Below are 374 nucleotides of genomic sequence, written 5' to 3'. Positions count from 1 at the left end.
TCGCCGATGTCGGAGCGGAAGATGATCTCGACCGCGCCCTTGGCGCCCATCACCGCGATCTGCGCGGTCGGCCAGGCATAGTTCATGTCGGCGCCGATCTCCTTCGAGGCCATGACGTCGAAAGCGCCGCCATAGGCCTTGCGGGTGATGATGGTGACGAGCGGCACCGTGCATTGCGAATAGGCGAACAGCAGTTTTGCGCCGTGCTTGATCAGGCCGCCATATTCCTGCGCGGTGCCGGGCAGGAAGCCGGGCACGTCGACGAAGGTGACGATCGGGATGTTGAAGGCATCACAGAAGCGGACGAAGCGCGCGGCCTTGCGCGAGGCGTCGCTGTCGAGCACGCCGGCGAGCACCATCGGCTGGTTGGCGAC

Annotated in this window: 1 protein-coding gene; it reads right to left on the bottom strand. The window is 65.2% G+C overall.

The window, feature by feature from the left end:
* On the bottom strand, positions 1–374 hold a 374-nt coding region (locus AC5ZG1_RS44730), incomplete at both ends, for a carboxyl transferase domain-containing protein (protein WP_496136619.1).

It is taken from the genome of Bradyrhizobium sp. Leo78 (genome assembly GCF_059512425.1).
Note: the sequence above shows the minus strand (reverse complement) of the source record. Positions and strands in the feature narration are given on the sequence as shown.